This window comes from Agromyces sp. GL_144, from assembly GCF_057834305.1.
On record NZ_CM174399.1, the window covers coordinates 489,773 to 504,108 of the forward strand.

Annotated in this window: 13 protein-coding genes; 9 read left to right on the top strand and 4 right to left on the bottom strand. The window is 72.0% G+C overall.

Annotation, left to right across the window (positions count from 1 at the left end; all coding sequences use genetic code 11):
* Positions 1-46: 46 nt before the first annotated feature.
* Positions 47-331: a DUF4229 domain-containing protein gene (locus AC3IPY_RS02140; RefSeq protein WP_489186342.1), complete on the bottom strand. Its 285-nt coding sequence runs from the start codon at positions 329-331 to the stop codon at positions 47-49.
* Between the two features lie 72 nt (positions 332-403).
* Between AC3IPY_RS02140 and AC3IPY_RS02145 the strand changes: the two genes are divergently transcribed.
* From AC3IPY_RS02145 to AC3IPY_RS02155, 3 genes are all read left to right on the top strand, one after another.
* Positions 404-832, top strand: a complete 429-nt coding sequence (locus tag AC3IPY_RS02145; RefSeq protein WP_489186344.1) for a PLD nuclease N-terminal domain-containing protein — start codon at positions 404-406, stop codon at positions 830-832.
* The gene (gene menD, locus AC3IPY_RS02150; protein WP_489186346.1) at positions 825-2,678 is read left to right on the top strand and encodes a 2-succinyl-5-enolpyruvyl-6-hydroxy-3-cyclohexene-1-carboxylic-acid synthase; all 1,854 of its coding nucleotides are present in this window, start codon (positions 825-827) and stop codon (positions 2,676-2,678) included. Before AC3IPY_RS02145 ends, menD begins: the two co-directional genes overlap by 8 nt.
* Before the next feature lie 176 nt (positions 2,679-2,854).
* Positions 2,855-3,712: a polyphosphate kinase 2 family protein gene (locus tag AC3IPY_RS02155; protein WP_489186347.1), complete on the top strand. Its 858-nt coding sequence runs from the start codon at positions 2,855-2,857 to the stop codon at positions 3,710-3,712.
* A 608-nt stretch (positions 3,713-4,320) separates the two neighbouring features.
* Here the strand turns inward: AC3IPY_RS02155 and AC3IPY_RS02160 are convergent.
* Positions 4,321-5,673, bottom strand: a complete 1,353-nt coding sequence (locus tag AC3IPY_RS02160; protein WP_489188413.1) for an isochorismate synthase — start codon at positions 5,671-5,673, stop codon at positions 4,321-4,323.
* Between the two features lie 95 nt (positions 5,674-5,768).
* Here AC3IPY_RS02160 and AC3IPY_RS02165 point away from each other — a divergent pair, with 95 nt between their 5' ends.
* The 6 genes from AC3IPY_RS02165 to AC3IPY_RS02190 all read left to right on the top strand — a co-directional run bounded on the left by AC3IPY_RS02165 (position 5,769) and on the right by AC3IPY_RS02190 (position 12,502).
* Positions 5,769-6,476 carry a class I SAM-dependent methyltransferase gene (locus tag AC3IPY_RS02165; RefSeq protein WP_489186349.1) on the top strand — a complete coding sequence of 236 codons (708 nt, stop codon included), beginning with the start codon at positions 5,769-5,771 and terminating at the stop codon, positions 6,474-6,476.
* Between the two features lie 153 nt (positions 6,477-6,629).
* Positions 6,630-7,754, top strand: coding sequence for a polyprenyl synthetase family protein (locus tag AC3IPY_RS02170; RefSeq protein ID WP_489186351.1), 1,125 nt, complete (start codon positions 6,630-6,632; stop codon positions 7,752-7,754).
* A gap of 54 nt (positions 7,755-7,808) precedes the next feature.
* Positions 7,809-9,188: an FAD-dependent oxidoreductase gene (locus AC3IPY_RS02175; protein WP_489186352.1), complete on the top strand. Its 1,380-nt coding sequence runs from the start codon at positions 7,809-7,811 to the stop codon at positions 9,186-9,188.
* A 166-nt stretch (positions 9,189-9,354) separates the two neighbouring features.
* Positions 9,355-10,059: a prepilin peptidase gene (locus AC3IPY_RS02180; protein ID WP_489186353.1), complete on the top strand. Its 705-nt coding sequence runs from the start codon at positions 9,355-9,357 to the stop codon at positions 10,057-10,059.
* Between the two features lie 97 nt (positions 10,060-10,156).
* The gene (locus AC3IPY_RS02185) at positions 10,157-11,209 is read left to right on the top strand and encodes an alpha/beta hydrolase (RefSeq protein ID WP_489188414.1); all 1,053 of its coding nucleotides are present in this window, start codon (positions 10,157-10,159) and stop codon (positions 11,207-11,209) included.
* Positions 11,210-11,509: 300 nt separating this feature from the next.
* Entirely contained in the window at positions 11,510-12,502 is a 993-nt protein-coding gene (locus tag AC3IPY_RS02190) for a hypothetical protein (RefSeq protein WP_489186355.1), read from the top strand.
* A 126-nt stretch (positions 12,503-12,628) separates the two neighbouring features.
* Here AC3IPY_RS02190 and AC3IPY_RS02195 read toward each other — a convergent pair whose 3' ends face one another.
* Complete coding sequence (locus tag AC3IPY_RS02195) at positions 12,629-13,117, bottom strand: YajQ family cyclic di-GMP-binding protein (RefSeq protein ID WP_489186357.1); 489 nt, start codon at positions 13,115-13,117, stop codon at positions 12,629-12,631.
* Between the two features lie 164 nt (positions 13,118-13,281).
* Positions 13,282-14,301, bottom strand: a complete 1,020-nt coding sequence (locus AC3IPY_RS02200) for a LacI family DNA-binding transcriptional regulator (RefSeq protein ID WP_489186359.1) — start codon at positions 14,299-14,301, stop codon at positions 13,282-13,284.
* Positions 14,302-14,336 lie beyond the last annotated feature (35 nt).

Here is a 14,336-nt window from a genome sequence, read left to right on the forward strand (position 1 = left end):
TCTTCCGAAGGTCGGGCGTCAGTCGCGCTCGGGGCTGCGCGGTGCGCTACTCGACCGGCGGTTTCCGCGACGCGGCGTCGATCGCGGCGTCCTCGTCGGCGTCGTCTTCATGCACGGCCGGGCTCTCGCGGTGACGTGCGGCGTAGAGGTCGGAGGCCATCGACTCGCGCGGGCGGCGCAGGAAGATGAGCGACGCGCTGAGGCCGAACACGGCGGCGACGAGTGCGGCGATCCATCCGGGCACGCCGGCGAGGAGCAGCACGGCGAGCGGCACCGCGAACATCAGGATGCGCAACGCGGTGTACCGGATCCAGACGGGAACGGATTTCACCCTGCAAGTGTAGGTCGGCGAGCCTGTACGCTCTCCCAGCCGGAACCCGCCCGACACGCCTAGACTGACGGCATGGTTCGGGTCTGGTTCGTCCTCGGCATCGCGGCCGTGATCTTCTGGGTCTACGCGATCGCCGACTGCGCGTTCTTCGATCGATCCCGCATCCGTGGAGTGAGCCGCGGGTGGTGGGTCGCGATCGTCGTGCTCCTGCCCGTGATCGGCGGCATCCTCTGGTTCCTCATCGGCCGTGGCCGCGCGTACCGCGCCGGGGGCAAGGGCCCGCTCGCACCCGACGACGACGTCGAGTTCCTCAAGGGACTGCGCAGCGACGCCGAGCAGGACGAGCGCATCCGCCGCCTCGAGCAGGAGTTGGCCGACCTCGACACCGACGAGCCGCACGACCCCGAATCCGGCGACGACGTGCCGCACCCCGACTCGAAGCGCCACGACGGCCCCGACGCCGCCGGCGAGGCTGGAGCATCCGGCCGGCCGAATGGCTGAGGCGCACCGCCTGCCCTCCGAGCCCATCGCGGAGCGCAGCCCTGCATCCGCCGCGGCCTTCGCGCTGCTCGGCGGCTTCGTGCGTGCGGGTGTGCGCGACGTGGTCGTGGCGCCCGGATCCCGCTCGCAGGCGTTCGCGCTCGCGGCGGCGGAGCTCGAACGGCTCGGCGCGATCCGCCTGCACGTGCGCATCGACGAGCGCGGCGCCGGGTTCCTCGCGCTCGGACTCGCGGCCGAGTCGGGTCGACCGACGGTCGTCGTCGTCACGTCGGGCACCGCCGTCGCGAACCTGCACCCGGCCGTGCTCGAGGCCCATCACTCGGGTGTGCCGCTCATCGTGTGCGCCGCCGATCGCCCCGAGGCGATGCGCGGCATCCGCTCCAACCAGACCACGGTGCAGCCCGGCATCTTCGCCGGCGCGGTGCGCATGGAACGCGACGTCCCCCCGCCGGTCGGCGACCCCGCCGAGGCGGCCGCAGCGGCCCGGCTCGCGCGCGTGGCCGTGGCCGTCTCGCTCGGACGCGACGATCGCGGACAGCCGTCGGCGCACCCGGGCCCGGGTCCGGTGCACCTGAACCTGCAGCTCACCGAGCCGTTGTCCTCGGCGATCGAGCTCGACGAGGCGCCGGTCGTCGACGAGACGGACGCGGTCGCGGCCGCGGTGCTCGCGTCGGCCGCGGCATCCGCTTCGACGGCGACGGCCGGCTCTGCTGCGGCATCCGGGCGGGCCGCGGCATCCGCCCCTGGTGCCGGCGCCGCGGATGCCCCGCATGGCGCCGTCATCGAGCGCGGGCCGCGCACCGTGGTCGTCGCGGGCGACGGCGCAGGGCCGGGCGCCGAGCAGTTCGCGCGCGATGGCGGCTGGCCGCTCATCGCCGAGGTCACGAGCGGCGCCCACTTCGGCCCGAACCTCGTGGTCGCCTACCGCGAGCTGCTGCGCGAGCCCGGGTTCGGCGACCGCGTCGAGCGGGTCGTCGTGTTCGGACACCCGACGCTGTCGCGCGAGGTGCCCGAGCTCGTGCAGCGCTCGGGGGTCGAGGCGATCGTCGTCTCGGCGTCGGGCATCGAGTGGTACAACCCCGGCAGACGGGTGCGCCGCTTCGAACGCGCCGTGCGGGCCGAAGCGCAACCGGGCCCCCTGCCGCAGGAGGCGCGCGAGTGGCTCGGCCGCTGGGTGCACGCCAGCCGCTCGATCGTCGAGGCGGGCCTGCCGCAGACGGTCGGCCTGCAGAGCGGCATCGACGAGACCGGGCACGTGTCCGACTACGCGGCGCAGCGCGAGTACATGAAGGCGCAGCTCGCCGCCGTGCGCGCCCCGATCACCCGGCGCATGCTGGTCGACGCCGTCTGGGCGGCGACCTGGCCGCACGACCGGCTCGTGTTCGGCGCATCGAGGCTCATCCGCGACGCCGACCGCGCCGTGCCGGGGCGCCGCATCACCGTGCACGCCAACCGCGGGCTCGCGGGCATCGACGGCACCGTGGCGACCGCGCTCGGCGTGGCCATCGCGAGCGGAGCCGTGACCCGCGCCGTGATCGGCGACCTCACGCTGCTGCACGACGTCGGCTCGCTGCTGCTCGGCGCGGGCGAGGCGAGGCCGCGCCTGCAGGTCATCGTCGGCAACGACGGCGGCGGCACGATCTTCGACGCGCTCGAGGTCGCCGGTTCGGCCGCCGACACGGCGTTCGACCGCGTGCAGTACACGCCCCAGGCGGTCGACCTCTCGGCGCTCGCGACGGCGTACGGCTGGGGTTACGCCCGCGCGACGACGCGCGGCGAACTCAGCGACGCGCTCGCGGCGCCCGTCGAAGGCCCGTCGCTGCTCGAGGTTCCGCTGCCGCGGTAGGCCGCCGGCGGCCTGCTCGACCGGCGGCGGTCTCGATACGGCCGCGGGCGGCCTGCTCGACCGGCGACCGCGGGCGGCCTGCTCGACCGGCCCTGCGACATGAGGCCTTGCCGCGGCATCCGCTCGCTCGACAGGATGGAGACCTGCGCGACGCCGCGTCGCGCGAGGGGAGCCGCATGAACCACGCACCGCACTGGACCGCCGACCCGATCGAGTTGCTGCGGGTCGGTGAGGGGTTCCGGCTCGCCGACGTCGACCCGCGTTCGCATCCCGGCTTCGACGGCGGCAAGGCCGAGGGCGCGCAGGCCCTCGCCGACGGGCTCCCTCGCCTCGCCGACCTGCAGGAGCAGCTGTTCGCGGGCAGCCGCATGGGCGGCGACGAGCGGCGCATCCTGCTCGTGCTGCAGGCCATGGACACGGCAGGCAAGGGCGGCATCGTCAAGCACGTCATGGGTGCGGTCGACCCGCAGGGCGTGCAGCTCGCGGCGTTCAAGAAGCCGACCGCCGAGGAGCTCGCGCACGACTTCCTCTGGCGCATCCACAAGGAGGTGCCGGGGCCCGGCCTGATCGGCGTCTTCGATCGCTCGCACTACGAGGACGTGCTCATCGCGCGCGTGCGGTCGCTCGCGCCTCCTGAGGAGATCGAGCGCCGCTACGGCGCCATCAACGACTTCGAACGCGAACTGACCGCCACCGGCACGACGATCATCAAGGTCATGCTGCACATCTCGGCCGACGAGCAGAAGGCGCGCCTGCAGGAGCGGCTCGACCGGCCCGACAAGCATTGGAAGTTCAACCCGGGCGACATCGACGAGCGGTTGCTCGGCGCGAAGTACCAGGAGGCCTACCAGACCGCCTTCGAGCGCACCGCGACGCCGGATGCCCCGTGGTACGTGGTTCCCGCGGACCGCAAGTGGTACTCGCGCCTGGTCGTGCAGCATCTGCTGACCGACGCGCTCGAGCGCATGGGGCTCGAGTGGCCCAAGGCCGACTACGACGTCGAGGAGCAGAAGGCGCGGCTCGCGGCGAGCTGAGCGGCGCTGGACTGAACCGCGCGCGTGGCTGTCGCGACGGCGGCGGCGGGGCGGCGCGGCGGCGGGGCGGCGGCCTTGCGCATGGGGTCTTCGGTGGCGGCATTGCGCGTGGGGTTCTCGGTGCCGGCGAAGGTTTCCGCCGGCCTCGTGAGCGCAGGTCGTGCCCTGTACGTCTCGCGCGCAGGGCGGGTGTCGATTCCAGAATGATGGCTGCATGGCTGCAGGGCTGCATGGCTGCATGGCTGCATGGCTGCATGGCTGCATGGCTGCATGGCTGCATGGCTGCATGGCTGCAGGGCTGCATGGCTACTTCTCCACTTCTCCACCGAGATTCAGGAGCGACCCCCGGGCCCTCACGCGATGACCCGGGCGCGAGGCCGGGGTGGTCTACGGCTGCGACGTTCCCGGTGGTGGCAGGTCAGGTGACGGCGTCGTCGGAGAGCACAGCGCACGGCGGTGACCTGCGATCGGTGGCCGGCGGGACTGGTGGCTCGCGCGTCCGGTGGCGAGTGCGAGTGGTGGCGACTGCGAGTGGTGGCTCGCGCGTCCGGTGGCGACCGCGAGTGGCTGGTCAGTGCGCGAGGCGGCACGGCACCAGTAGTGAGAGCTCAGCCGCCGAACGCCTCGACGATCGGGCGGAACTTCATGTCGGTCTCGGCCAGCTCGTCGGCCGGCACCGAGTCGTGCACGATGCCGCAGCCCGCATACGCGCGCACGGTGCCGTCGGGCTCGACCTGGGCGCAGCGCAGCGCGATCGCCCACTCGCCGTCGCCGTCGCCGTCGACCCAGCCGACCGGGCCCGCGTAGCGCCCGCGATCGAAGCCCTCGAGCTCGGCGAGTACGCGGAGCGCGACGCGCCTGGGCGTGCCGGCGACCGCGGCGGTCGGGTGCACGGCGCGCACGAGGTCGAGGGCGGTCGATCCGTCGCCGAGGGTGCCCTTGAGGTCGGTCGCGAGGTGCCACAGGTTCGGCAGCTGCAGCGTGAACGGCTCGGGGCTCGTGTCGAGGCGCGCGGTGTGCGGTTCGAGCCGCTTCACCGCGCTCGCGACGGCGAGGGCGTGCTCGGCACGGTCCTTGACGGACTCGGTGAGCGCGGTCGCGCGTTCGCGGTCGGATGCCTCGCCCGCACCCCGTGCGGACGTGCCGGCCAGCACCCGGGCCGAGACCGTGCCGTGGTCGACGCGCACGAGCGTCTCGGGGCTCGCGCCGATGAGGCCGTCGACCGCGAACACCCACGTGTCGGGGTAGTCCTCGGCGAGACGGTGGATCGTCGCGCGCAGCCCGTCCTCTTCATGCAGCTCGCCCACGAGTTCGCGCGCGAGCACGACCTTGGCGAGCTCGCCGCCGTCGATGCGGCGCACGGCCTCGGCCACCGCCTGCTCGTAGCGATCGGGCGGCACGGCGCCCGGCTCGAACGTCACCCGCGGAATGCGTCGCCGCGGCGCCGGCTCGGGGATCGCGAGCAGGTCGGACCCCGCGGCATCCGCCCCCGCCTCGTCGGCGCCGGCCTTCGCGACGGTGTCGGCTGCGACCTCCGCGAGCGCGATGCGGGTCACCCAGGCGCGCCCGTCGCGGCGGCCGAGCACGAGCTCGGGCACGACCAGCACGCTCGTCGACGCGGACTCGTCGGCGAACGCGAATGCGCCGAACGCGACGAGGCCCGTGCCGGGCAGCCCCACCCGGTCGTCGATGTCGGCATCGGCCGCGAGCTCGGTCCAGACGGCCGCCGCGTCGTCGACCCGGTCGGCGCCGGAGGTCTCGATGCGCAGCGTCTCGCCGAGGCCCACGATGCCCTCGCCGCGGCGCATCCAGAGCAGCGGATGCCGCGGGTCGGCCCTGGGGATGAGCGGTGCGAGCTCGTCGACCGGTTCGGTTCGCACCACGAGGCGCGGCCGGGGGCGCTCGGCGGTGGCATCCGTCTGGGCGGCGGTATCCGGCTCGGTCGCGGCATCCGTCTGCATCACCGGATCAGCCTACGCTCGCGCCCCGGCACGAACCTGCGCGCCGGCACATGCTTCCCAGCGCATGCACCGCATCGGCGACCTAGAATCGAGGGATGACGCGCGCAGACCTCGGCAAGGACCCCCGCGAGGTGTCGGCGATGTTCGACCGGGTCGCCGCCCGATACGACCGCACCAACACCGTGCTCTCCATGGGCAACGCCCCGCTCTGGCGCGTGTCCACGACGCGCGCCGTGGCCCCGAAGCCGGGCGAGCGCATCCTCGACGTCGCGGCCGGCACGGGCACCTCGAGCGCGAGCCTCGCGGCCTCGGGCGCGAGCGTCGTCGCCGCCGACTTCTCGCCCGGCATGATCGAGGTCGGCCGCAGCCGTCAGGCGCATGTGCCCAACATCGTCTTCGTCGAGGCCGATGCCACCGCGCTGCCGTTCGGCGACGACGAGTTCGACGCGGTCACGATCTCGTTCGGCCTGCGCAACGTCAACGGGCCCGAGCTCGCGCTCGCCGAGTTCCTCCGGGTCACCAGGCCCGGCGGTCGCCTCGTCGTGTGCGAGTTCTCGGAGCCGCCCGCCCCGATCATCCGCGCCGGCTACCACGCCTACCAGCGCTACGTCATGCCGACGCTCGTGCGCCTCTCGAGCTCGAACGACGACGCCTACGACTACCTCAACGAGTCGATCGAGGCCTGGCCCGATCAGGCGGCGCTCGCGGCGAAGATCCGCGATGTCGGCTACACGGATGTCGCGTGGCGCAACCTCACCGGCGGCATCGTCGCCCTGCACCGGGCGCGCAAGCCGCTCGCCTGAGGGCTCGCGCCGGCCGCAGGAGCGGCTCGCGCCGACCGCAGACGCCGCTCGGGCCGAGCCCGGGCGGGGATCGCCGCCGCGTCGATCCGCGGGGCGCGCCGCCGCCGACCGGGCGAACGGGGCTCGCAGGTTCGCCCCGATAGACTCGAACACGTGAATCCGAGCCATCCGGTCGCCCGACGCGGCTCAGCGCTCGCTGCGAACCTGGGTCTGAGCGAGCGCCTGTTCGCGTCATCCGCCGACAAGGCGATGGCGAGGGCGATCGACGCGGGCATCGAGCGCGTCGAAGCGGGACTGATCCGAGAGGTCAGCTTCGCCGACTCCGTCGCCGATGCCTCGACCAGGTACCTGCTCCAGGCCGGCGGCAAGCGCGTGCGTCCCATGCTGACGCTGCTCACCGCGCAACTCGGCGCGGGCATCACCGACGACGTCGTGACCGCGGCCGAGGCCATCGAGATCACGCACCTCGGCTCGCTCTACCACGACGACGTCATGGACGAGTCCGAGCGCCGCCGCGGGGTCCCGAGCGCGCAGACCGTCTGGGGCAACTCGGTCGCGATCCTCACCGGCGACCTGCTCTTCGCCCGTGCCAGCCAGCTCATGGCCCAGCTCGGCGAGCGGGCCATCCGCATGCAGGCCGGCACGTTCGAGCGGCTCGTGCTCGGGCAACTGCACGAGACCGTCGGACCCGTCGAGGGCGACGACCCCATCGAGCACTACATCCAGGTGCTCGCCGACAAGACCGGGTCGCTCATCGCGGCCGCCGCCCAGTCGGGACTCGTCTTCTCGGGGGCCGACCCCGCCTACGAGGCGCCCGTCGTCGAGTTCGGCGAGAAGATCGGCATCGCGTTCCAGCTCATCGACGACGTCATCGACCTCTCGCCGCAGCCCGAGACCACCGGCAAGGTGCCCGGCACCGACCTGCGTGCGGGCGTCGTGACGCTGCCCGTGCTGCGCCTGACCGAGCTCGCGAAGACCGACCCAGCCTCGGCCGACCTGCTCCGACGCATCCGGCGCGACGTGATGCCGCCCGCCGACGGCGCGGAGCTCACCGACCCGCACGACACCAACACGCTCGCCTCGCGCATCGTGCCCTCGCGCGAGACGGTCGACGCGATCGTCGCCGAACTGCGCGAGCACGAGGCGACCACGGCCACGTACGACGAGGCGCAGCGCTGGGCGCGCGAGGCCGTCGCCGCGCTCGACCCGCTGCCCGAGGGCACCGTGAAGAAGGCGCTGACCCGGTTCGCCGAGTCGGTCGTCGACCGCGCGAGCTAGGCCGGCTCGAGGCATCCGCTCGCATGCATCCGCTCGACTGATGGAGGACCGACGGTGACCAGGAACAAGCTGCGACTCGCGATCGTCGGGGCCGGGCCCGCGGGCATCTACGCCGCCGACATCCTGCTGAAGTCCGAGCGCAACTTCGACGTGTCGATCGACCTCTTCGACCACCTGCCCGCGCCGTACGGGCTCGTGCGCTACGGCGTCGCGCCCGACCACCCGCGCATCAAGGGCATCATCACGGCGCTCCGCGAGGTGCTCGACCGCGGCGACATCCGCATCTTCGGCAACGTGCGCTTCGGCGATGACCTCACGCTCGACGACCTGAAGCACCACTACAACGCGGTGATCTTCGCGACGGGCGCGGTGCGCGACGCCTCGCTCAACCTGCCCGGCATCGGGCTCGAGGGGTCGTACGGCGCCGCCGACTTCGTGAGCTGGTTCGACGGGCACCCAGACGTGCCGCGCACCTGGCCGCTCGAGGCGCGCGAGGTCGCCGTCATCGGCAACGGCAACGTCGCGCTCGACGTCTCGCGCATCCTCGCCAAGCACGTCGAAGACCTCATGGTCACCGAGATCCCGGCCAATGTCGCCGCCGGCCTCGCCGAGTCGCCCGTCACCGACGTGCACGTGTTCGGCCGTCGCGGCCCGACCTCGGTCAAGTTCACGCCCCTCGAGCTGCGCGAGCTCGGCGAGCTGCGCGACGTCGACATGATCGTGTACGACGAGGACTTCGACTACGACGACGCCGCGCGCGCGGCCGTCGCGGGCAACAAGCAGGTCTTCGTCATCGACAAGGTGCTGCAGCAGTGGCGCAAGCGCGAGGTCGGCGAGGCGTCGCGTCGCCTGCACCTGCACTTCTTCGCCAAGCCGCTCGAGATCGTCGACGACGGCACCGGCCGGGTCGGCGCCATCCGCTACGAACGCACCGCGCCCGACGGCGAGGGCGGCGTGGTCGGCACGGGCGAGATCCGTGAGCTGCCGATCCAGGCGCTCTACCGCGCGGTCGGCTACTTCGGGTCGCCGCTGCCCGGCGTCCCGTTCGACACCCGGTTCGGCGTCATCCCGAACCACGAGGGCCAGGTGCTCACGCACGACCCCCTCACCGGCGAGCCTCGCCAGATGTACGGCGTCTACGCCACCGGCTGGATCAAGCGCGGCCCCGTGGGTCTCATCGGCCACACCAAGTCCGACGCCATGGAGACGATCAAGCACGTCATCAACGACCTCGGCAACTGGTGGACTCCCGAGTCGCCCTCCGAGGAGTCGGTGATCGAGCTGCTCGAGTCGCGCGGCATCGCCTACACCGACCTCGACGGCTGGCACCGGCTCGATCAGCACGAGCTCTCGCTCGGCGAGGCCGAGGGGCGCGTGCGCGTCAAGGTCGTGCCCCGCGACGACATGGTCGGCATCTCGCGGGGTGACGTGTAGCTGGGTCTTCGTGCGGTCTGCGGATGCCTCGTGCGCGGCGGGTCTTCGACGGCGAGCGGATGCCTCGTGCTCGGCGGGTTCGGCGCGGTGAGCGGATGTCGCGTGCCCCGCACACCCTGTGCATGACGCGCGAGGCGCCGGCCGGCGAGCCGGTACGCTGCACCCCGTGCCGCTCGAGTCGCTGATCGTCACCGCGCCGGCCTGCGCGGCGCTCGGCGCCGTGCTCGGGTGGTGGCCGCTCACCGCGTGGACGCTTCGGTCCCTGCGCATGCCCGAGGGCCGCGGTGGCCGGCGGATGTCCCGGCAGACGCTGCGGGTCGCCGCATCCGTCGTCACGGCGGTCACGTTCGGGCTGCTCGGGCTGCGTTTCGGCGATGCCTGGGTACTGCCCGCACTGCTCGCGTTCGCGGCATCCGCGACCGTGCTCGCGCTCGTGGACCTCGCGGAGCACCGCCTGCCGAACGCCGTCGTGTTCCCGGCGCTCGGGCTCGTCGCCGTGCTGTTCCTGATCGCCTCACCGCTGTCGGGGCGGCCGCTCTCGATCGTCTGGGCGCTGGTCGGGTCGGTGGCGATGTTCGCCGTGTACCTGCTGCTCGCGCTCATCTCGCCGGGTGCGATGGGCATGGGCGACGTCAAGCTCGCGCTGCTCATCGGATTCGTGCTCGGCTGGTTCGGCCTCTCGGCGTGGATCGTCGGGCTGCTCGGCGCGTTCGTCATCGGCGGGGTGGTCTCGCTCGTCGCGCTCGCGCTGCGGCGGGTGACGCTGCGCGGGTCGATCCCGTTCGGACCGTCGATGCTCGGCGGGGCGATCGTCGCCGTGCTGCTCGTCGGGAACGCCCCGTCGCTCGTCGGAATCGCGACGCTAGGCTGAGAGCCGAACCCCGGGGGGAGGTCTCGTGTCCACGTCCGAATCGTCCGAGACGCCCTCGGTGCCGCCGTCCGGGGCGCAGGCGGGCGTGCCGTCGAAGGTGCGGGTCGACGGCTGGCGGCCCGATGTGCTCGGGCCCGGATTCGAGCAGCGCACCCTGCCGCTCGGCACCGACGACGAGGGCGAGGTCGTGGCGACCCTGGTCCGGTACTCGCCCGGATTCCGGTGGCCGGGGCGCCGTGGCGCCGCATCCGGTGCCGACGTGCTCTACGTGCACGGCTGGAGCGACTACTTCTTCAACACCGAGCTCGCGCGCTTCTGGGTCGATGCCGGTGCGCGCTTCTTCGCCCTCGACCTGCGCAAGTACGGGCGGAGCCTGCGGCCGGGGCAGACGCCCGGCTACGTCACCGACCTCGCCACGTACGACGGCGACCTCGAGGCCGCGCTCGAGGTCATGGGGCACGGGGCGGGACACGGTTCGGCGCAGGGTTCGGGCGGGGCATCGGGTGCGGCATCCGGCTCGCACGGGGCATCCGCTCGACCGCTGATCCTCGTCGGGCACTCGACCGGCGGCCTCACGCTGAGCCTGTGGGCGTCGCGCAATCCGGGGCGCGCGTCGGCGCTCGTGCTGAACAGCCCGTGGCTGGAGTTCCAGCTCAGCCGCACGGGGCGGCAGGCGCTCGCGCCCGTGATCGGATGGGGCGCGCGGGTGAACCCCCTCGGCCCGATGCCGAACGTCGATCTCGGGTTCTACACGCGCGCCGTATCGAAGGCGATGGGCGGCGAATGGGACTACTCGCCCGAATGGCGGCCCGAGCGCGGTTTCACGACGCATCCGGCCTGGCTCACCGCCGTGCTCGCCGGGCACGCCGCCGTCGCCGCGGGCATCGACGTCGGGGCGCCCGCACTCACGCTGCTGTCGACGCGCTCGACGCTGCTCCCGCGCTGGGAGGAGGCGATGCGCTCGAGCGACAGCGTGCTCGTCGTCGACGAGATCGCCGAGCGGGCCACGCGGCTCGGCCCCGACATCGCCGTTTCGCGCATCGACGGCGCGCTGCACGACGTGTTCCTCTCGCGCGAGCCCGTGCGGGCCGCCGCCTACGCCGCGATCACGCGCTGGCTGCGCGGCTACGCCCCGCGCCGCCGTCGCTGACGCGCGCGCCCGCTCGCCCGCTCGAACCCGCGCCCGAACCCGCGCTCGCCCGCGCTCGCCCACCTGTTCGTTTTCGCTCCCGCGACCTTTTGCGGGGTGGAGGACGTGAGGCAAGCTGCCTCCACCCCGGAGCAGGTCGCGGGAGATGACTGGGAGGGAGGGAAGAGATCGTACGAGGTGATCGCCGAGTGACCGCGATCACCCGACGACCTCTCCTCCACAGCGCAATGCCGTCCGGATGCCGCCGGATGAAGCCGTTGTGGACGAGGCTGCGAGCGTGTGCGCCTTCATGATCGAACGATGATCCGCGGCCTTCTCACCACCGAAAACGGCTTCGTCCTCGCCCGCGCGGCCAGAGCCGCGGGCCGGGAATCCACGCTCCAGGCAGCCGTTGAGGCAGGCGAACTCGTGCGCGTGCGTCGCGGCGTCTACGCTGCTCCACTCACCGAAGACCGCGCCTACACGACCAAGTCGGTGTCCGAGCAGTGGGCGATCGCCTACCGTCGGCAAGTCCTGGCAGCGGCGCAGACGATGCGCGCACCGATCTTCACCTCGTACTCGGCGATCGCGCTGCACGACCTTCCCATCGTCAGACGCTGGCCGGATGACGTCATCGTGCTTGCGCCCGACCGCCAAGGTCATCGTCGCCGCGGTGTCATCTCAGTCGGTCGCCCGACCGGCATCGAACTCCAGACGGAGTTGATCGATGGTTGCGCGGTCACCTCGATCGAGCAATCACTGATCCAGTTGTGCCGTCATGCGTCGCTCGGCGCCGCACTGACCGCGGTCGATGCCGCGCTCCGCGCAACACCCGCGAGCGATCAGGCGCCCAGGACGACGATCGAGCGACTCCGGGAAACGCACGGCCAGCTCGGACGCTACACGGCAAGCCGCAAGGTCGCAGCGGTGCTGGAGCGCGCCACATCCGAGTCCGACTCGCCGCTCGAGACGTGCAGTCGCCTCGTGATCGAAGAGTGGGGATTCCCGCCGCCGGCGCTTCAGCACGGGATCTGGTTGCCCGAACTCGGCAAGACCGCGTACCTCGACTTCTTCTGGGAGAAGTACGGCATCGGAGCGGAAGCCGACGGCAATGGCAAGTATCTGGGATCCGGCGACGGCGAGGCGACGGGCGAGCGTGTCGTCCTCGAGAAGAATCGAGAGAATGCTCTCCGACGCAGACTCGAGGCGCTCGATCGCTGGGATTGGACCGACATGTGGGCCCGTGAACCCATACGGGACCGCCTGGTCCGGGCGGGCCTCCCACAGGTACGGCGTCCGATCCGCCTCTTGTGAGTCAGTGCAGGCGTGCTTGCGGCGGGGGCTCGGTCGGTACCGTCCCGCGACCTTCTCCAGGCTGGAGGCAGGATGTTTCACGCACTCCAGCCCGCAAACCATCGCAGGAGCGCAGCGCCGCGCGGGTCAGCGGAAGTTGACGAACTGCAGGGCGACGTCGAGGTCCTTGCCCTTGAGCAGCGCCATGGTGGCCTGCAGGTCGTCGCGGCTCTTCGAGGACACGCGCAGCTCGTCGCCCTGGATCTGCGACTTCACGCTCTTGGGCGCCTCGTCGCGGATGATCTTCGAGATCTTCTTCGCGTTCTCGCTGTCGATGCCGTTCTTGAGGGCGATCTCGATGCGGAACTCCTTGCCCGACGGGTAGGGCTCACCGGTGTCGAGCGAGCGCAGCGTGATGCCGCGCTTGATGAACTTCGACTCGACGACCTCGAGCACTGCCTTGACGCGCTCGTCGGTCTGCGCCTTCAGCAGCACCTTCTCGCCGCTCCATTCGACCGAGGCGCCGACGTTCTTGAAGTCGTAGCGCTGCTCGACCTCTTTGCGCGCCTGGTTCACGGCGTTCTCGGCCTCCATGTGGTCGACCTTGGAGACGATGTCAAACGTGGAATCAGCCATGCGGGCCAGTCTACCGAGCGAGCGGATGTCGCAGCAGAGCGGATGTCGCAGGGTGGCCGAGCGGGTCTCGATGCGCTCCGTCACTCGACCGGCGAACTCGACCGGCGAACTCGACCCTCGGCGGGCGAGCGGGCGAGCGGGCGAGCGGATGTCGCGGGGAGACCCTACGCGTCGAGCGGGCGGGCGGTCGAGGAGCGCACGCGCAGCTCGAACGGCAGGGGGGTCGCTGCGGGCGCCGCGGCATCGGGGCCGGGCTCGAGCTGCTCCATGAGGATCTCGACCGCCTTCTCGCCCTGCAGGCGCGGGAACTGCGCGACGGTCGAGAGTCCGAAGAAGTCGGCGAGGTCGTGATCGTCGATGCCGATGATCGACACGTCGCGCGGCACGACCATGCCGAGCTCGCGCGCGGCGAGGATCGAGCCGATGGCCATCTCGTCGGAGGCCGCGAAGATGGCGGTCGGCCGGTCGTGGGGCACGCCGAGCAGCTGCTTGGCCGCGTGGAAGCCGCCGCGGATGGTGAAGTCGGCCGGGGCGAAGAGCCGGGGATCCACGTCGATGCCGGCGTCGCGCAGCGCGAACTCGTAACCGTGGCGGCGATTGGTGGGCAGGTGGAAGTCGAGGTCGTTCTCGACGTCGCCGCCGATGTGGGCGATGCGACGGTGCCCGAGCGCGAGCAGGTGCTCGGTGGCGAGGCGGGCGACCTCGACGTCGTCGATGGTGAGGGTGCGCACGCCCGAGATCGGGCCGCCGACGCCGACGAGCGGCTTGCCGAGTTCGTGCAGGCGGGTCACCTCGGGCTCGGTGAGCTCGAGCGAGACGGCGATGACCGCGTCGACGCGTTGCCGCAGCAGGAAGTGCTCGAAGACGCTCGAGCGCTCCTCGCCGTCGCCCGACAGGTTGTAGAGCGTGAGGTCGTATCCGCGGCGGAGCAGTGCCCCCTGCGCGCCCTCGAGCACGGAGGAGAAGAACCAGCGGTTCAGGAACGGGATCACGACGCCGATGTTGCGCGTGCGACCCGATGCGAGGCTCGAGGCGTTCGAGCTGACGACGTACCCGAGCTGTGCGGCGGCGTCGAGCACCTTGGACTTCGACGTCGGAGAGACGTGCCCGCGACCGCTCAGCGCGCGCGAGACGGTGGCGGTGGACACGCCTGCGAGCCGTGCGACCTCTTCGATGCCGGCCATCGCGCCTGCCTTCCGGGCTTGCCTGAACCTCGTCA

What these genes read in the sequence shown, in the direction of transcription:
- AC3IPY_RS02200 (WP_489186359.1), bottom strand. Translation starts at nt 14,301, where the DNA reads ATGGCCGGCATCGAAGAGGTCGCACGGCTCGCAGGCGTGTCCACCGCC.
- AC3IPY_RS02195 (WP_489186357.1), bottom strand. Translation starts at nt 13,117, where the DNA reads ATGGCTGATTCCACGTTTGACATCGTCTCCAAGGTCGACCACATGGAG.
- AC3IPY_RS02145 (WP_489186344.1), top strand. Translation starts at nt 404, where the DNA reads ATGGTTCGGGTCTGGTTCGTCCTCGGCATCGCGGCCGTGATCTTCTGG.
- AC3IPY_RS02190 (WP_489186355.1), top strand. Translation starts at nt 11,510, where the DNA reads ATGATCCGCGGCCTTCTCACCACCGAAAACGGCTTCGTCCTCGCCCGC.
- menD (WP_489186346.1), top strand. Translation starts at nt 825, where the DNA reads ATGGCTGAGGCGCACCGCCTGCCCTCCGAGCCCATCGCGGAGCGCAGC.
- AC3IPY_RS02155 (WP_489186347.1), top strand. Translation starts at nt 2,855, where the DNA reads ATGAACCACGCACCGCACTGGACCGCCGACCCGATCGAGTTGCTGCGG.
- AC3IPY_RS02160 (WP_489188413.1), bottom strand. Translation starts at nt 5,673, where the DNA reads ATGCAGACGGATGCCGCGACCGAGCCGGATACCGCCGCCCAGACGGAT.
- AC3IPY_RS02165 (WP_489186349.1), top strand. Translation starts at nt 5,769, where the DNA reads ATGACGCGCGCAGACCTCGGCAAGGACCCCCGCGAGGTGTCGGCGATG.